Source organism: Xenorhabdus beddingii (assembly GCF_002127545.1).
Lineage (GTDB): Bacteria > Pseudomonadota > Gammaproteobacteria > Enterobacterales > Enterobacteriaceae > Xenorhabdus > Xenorhabdus beddingii.
On record NZ_MUBK01000071.1, the window covers coordinates 1 to 3,458 of the forward strand.

Sequence of the window (3,458 nt, forward strand, 5' to 3'; positions counted from 1 at the left end):
GCCTGCCAAAAGAAGCCTCAGCGCAAGTCAAGCGCGTTGCCATGCGTTTCGCGTTACTGGATGCCGTTGGAGAGCTGGCAACCCATATCACTGGCTGGATTAAAGAAGCGAGTCACGCCGCGATAAAACAAAGTTTCGATGACTGGTTAGCCGACTTTGGTATCGGAAACCGGGAAAAATATCAGGTGATCACGCGAACTCGTGACTTTATCCAGAAATACGGGATGTCACGCTTCCAGCCTTATACCTACGGCAGGCCAAACGGGGATATTGATACATCACACGCCATGAGGATTAGTGATCTTGCCGGGTATCTGGTGCATAACCGCCGTCATGACGGACAGGCGGAATACCATATTATCCCCAGTGTATTTGAAGCAGAAATATTGCAGGGATTGCAGAAGAAATCCGGCTTTGAAGCCTTAGAAGAGGCCAGAATGTTGGTTAAGGCCGAGAAAGACCGCTTTGTCAGTAAAACTATTTCAGTGAATGGTACTCAGGGGCGGTTTGTGGTACTGGTTTTCAGGGATGAGGATTAATACCCACGCAGGAGAAAAAACGTTGGGATAACGGGATATTGGGATAATACAAATTAATTTCAATATATATCAGATGGTTATAAATATTTCGATTATCCCGCGCTATCCCGTAATATTATGTGACTACAACTAAATCGATATTGTGATAGTGGAGGTTATCCCGGAAAAGATTTTTCTCTGGCGGGTTATAATTTATTGAATTTTAAATGATTTAAATTATTGACATGATGTTACGGGATATACTGGGATAATATGGGATAGAGTAACGCAATGAAATATATAATAAATATATCATTTACCCCGTTATCCCGTGAAAATTGGTGTAGTTATATAAAGATAATCGATACTAACGGTTATTTTTTCAGCTCTCCGTGCTGCCGGGTTAATGTGTTAGCCCGGTAGCACGGAGAAGACAAGCGTAGCGCGTCAGTATCGTCCTGAATTTCGTGTGTGAGAATATTATCTTCTCACACCCACCGAGATTACGTTATGGCTTTACCCACGGCTCAGCAATCTGCAATGTAATTAAATATCGTTCTTCGCTAGGATGCCGATCATCTTTGAAACGCGCAATATTTAGCATAGCTTGATATAGATTGCCTGCTTGCCAAAAGGTCATTCCAGTACCTTTCATACGGCGCAGGCTATCATGCAATTCTGGTGTATTTACTAAAGGTTGGTATTCCCTAGTCAGCACCCACCCCGTTTTACGCCACTGATCTTGTAAATCCAGCACAATCTTGATCGCATCGTCATAGAGTAGTGGTTCAATTTGTGGGGACATACGCACGTTATCGATTATTCCGTTTTCATAGGAAACTGTAAAAAATCGAGCCTGAGGGGTAACAAACCCATATTTCGGGTCAATAAAGCGTAAGCGTGCATCCGTTTTTGGGATTCTGAACCCGATGCTATTATCATATGGTGGGCTAATTTTAGCACTGGAGCGTTGCCGCATCGCCTCGTAAGATTCGCCAATCACCAAGGCTATTTCGGCGGGTTCACGGGAATAAAAGGCATGGTAGAGATAAGCGGCGGTTAAACTCAGAATGATTAATAATGCCAATATTAAACGCTTACGTTGTTGCCCCATGCGTTTTAGTAGACTCATTTGACACCTCCATTTGAAGCAATTTCTTTCAACGATTCGGCAATCACTCTTCGTTCATCACCCCGTAGCATCTCATCAAAACGCGTTGCTGCTTTGTAGACAAATTCCATACGATTTTCTACATTGGAGAGTCTGGACGTGAGACCATCCAGTATACCATTGGTAAATTCGATTGTTCTGCCATCATTAGTAGACTTGCACTGAGCCGCTAGCGGTAGTTCAACAGGCTGTGTTATAGATGTGTCACCAAGAGTATGGAACACCTGATTGCCCCACAATGCTCCGACTAACCACCAATCACTGTACATGATGGCTTCTAGGATATTCTTTTGCTCGTGGTCAGCGAGGTGCCTAACGCCATCGGCAAGCTTTCCTTCGTCTATAGCTTTAAAAGCGGGTAGAATCTCTTTAAACGGAAGACCAAACTCCAACTTATCTTGCCCTATTGGCCACAATATTGGGAACTGGCTATGACCATAAATATTTTTGCGGTCACGTAGGCAAGCTTCGAGCTCTTTTAATCCGCGTTGATGGTAAAAAGCATGAAGTGGATATACATCCAGAAATAACGTTGCATTTCCAATCCCCATCATGTTAAACGAACGCTTGAATGTTGCGTATGTAGCACCCTCGACGGTAACTGCACCGGATACCGTGGCTATTTGTATGTACTTTGATACTTCAGTTACTTTATTTTTTTTGCTGGCTGCTATACTTGCTTTTCCATCTTGTATAGCTTTGTCTATGTCCTGAATAAAAGTTGTACCTGAAAAAGTGGACATAAATGGTGAAAACAGAGGAAGAGCGGAATGTACTCCCACCTTAGCTGCGCTCACCATCGCACGACTTTTGGCCACTACATCCCCCTCCATATTTTCGACCGTATCAGAAAAATTTAACAACCCACATCCCACCTGCTTAGAAGCAAAAGCAGCAAGACCGGCCCATTGGAAACGGTTATCCTTTAACCATATCTTAGCGTAAGTCTGATTAATACGTTTATTACGCACTATGGGATCGGCAATCAGTTCACCACCCTGGCCCACAATCTCTTCGGCTTCTTTTTGATATCTGTGCCAAAGACATTCAGCTGTGAGTATAGGTACATCAACAACTTTTCCATATATCTTATCAAGATAAGGTTTACACTCTGCAAGAGATTTGGTGCTTCTGTTTAATGTTAAGTTATCGTATCTATGTTGTTTAAAAAATTTGACGCCTTCCTTTCTAACAGGAAAGCGGGGGGATATTTCGACAAAAAGAGGTATGGTCGTTAAAATTTCTTCGCTACTCACCCCATTCCCATCAGATACTCCCTGAGTTACTATTGCTTCACCCTTTAGCACCGTGTATGCCTTGTTTGGTATAGGTTTACCCGTGTAATCCGCCACAAGCCGAATACGAGCAACACGCTTAGCTACCTTCTGGCAATCATGGCAATAAATCGAATTTTCGTTACTCATAAATCATCGCTCCTGTTATTTTTTTCTTGTTCCATCGCCAGCAGGTAATCCTGACCGGACATGTTTTCAATACGCTGTCCGGCTTCCAATTTTTGTCTCAACCACTGTTCAATCCGGGGTTCCAGACTGCCTTCTGGCTGATCCAGTTGCTTCGCCATCTGGCCGTGGTTTTCCCATAAATCGCAATAAAGTGAACTGGTTAACACTTTCAGTCCGTAGGGAGAACGTAACCAGACTGCCAGCAAATGCTCACCCAATGTAAACGGGATTTCGCTGTTACCTTCGCTACACGCGTCGGGACGGCAAAACCGCATTGGTTGCGGCCTGTCTATCAGCAGTTCTGTG

The 3,458-nt window shown here is 43.6% G+C and carries 2 protein-coding genes and 2 pseudogenes; 1 reads left to right on the forward strand and 3 read right to left on the reverse strand.

Translation table 11 applies throughout. The features are described 5' to 3' along the window. Window positions 1-539: pseudogene (locus Xbed_RS18175) on the forward strand (DUF927 domain-containing protein); the annotation flags it as partial. A gap of 487 nt (window positions 540-1,026) precedes the next feature. Here the strand turns inward: Xbed_RS18175 and Xbed_RS18180 are convergent. The 3 genes and pseudogenes from Xbed_RS18180 to Xbed_RS18190 all read right to left on the reverse strand — a co-directional run. Then, window positions 1,027-1,650 carry a hypothetical protein gene (locus Xbed_RS18180; RefSeq protein WP_086114242.1) on the reverse strand — a complete coding sequence of 208 codons (624 nt, stop codon included), beginning with the start codon at window positions 1,648-1,650 and terminating at the stop codon, window positions 1,027-1,029. Beyond that, window positions 1,647-3,113, reverse strand: a complete 1,467-nt coding sequence (locus Xbed_RS20375; protein ID WP_244182554.1) for a DUF2515 family protein — start codon at window positions 3,111-3,113, stop codon at window positions 1,647-1,649. Before Xbed_RS20375 ends, Xbed_RS18180 begins: the two co-directional genes overlap by 4 nt. After that, window positions 3,110-3,458 (reverse strand): annotated as a pseudogene (locus Xbed_RS18190) (DUF4123 domain-containing protein); the annotation flags it as partial. The pseudogene Xbed_RS18190 and the gene Xbed_RS20375, both read right to left, overlap by 4 nt.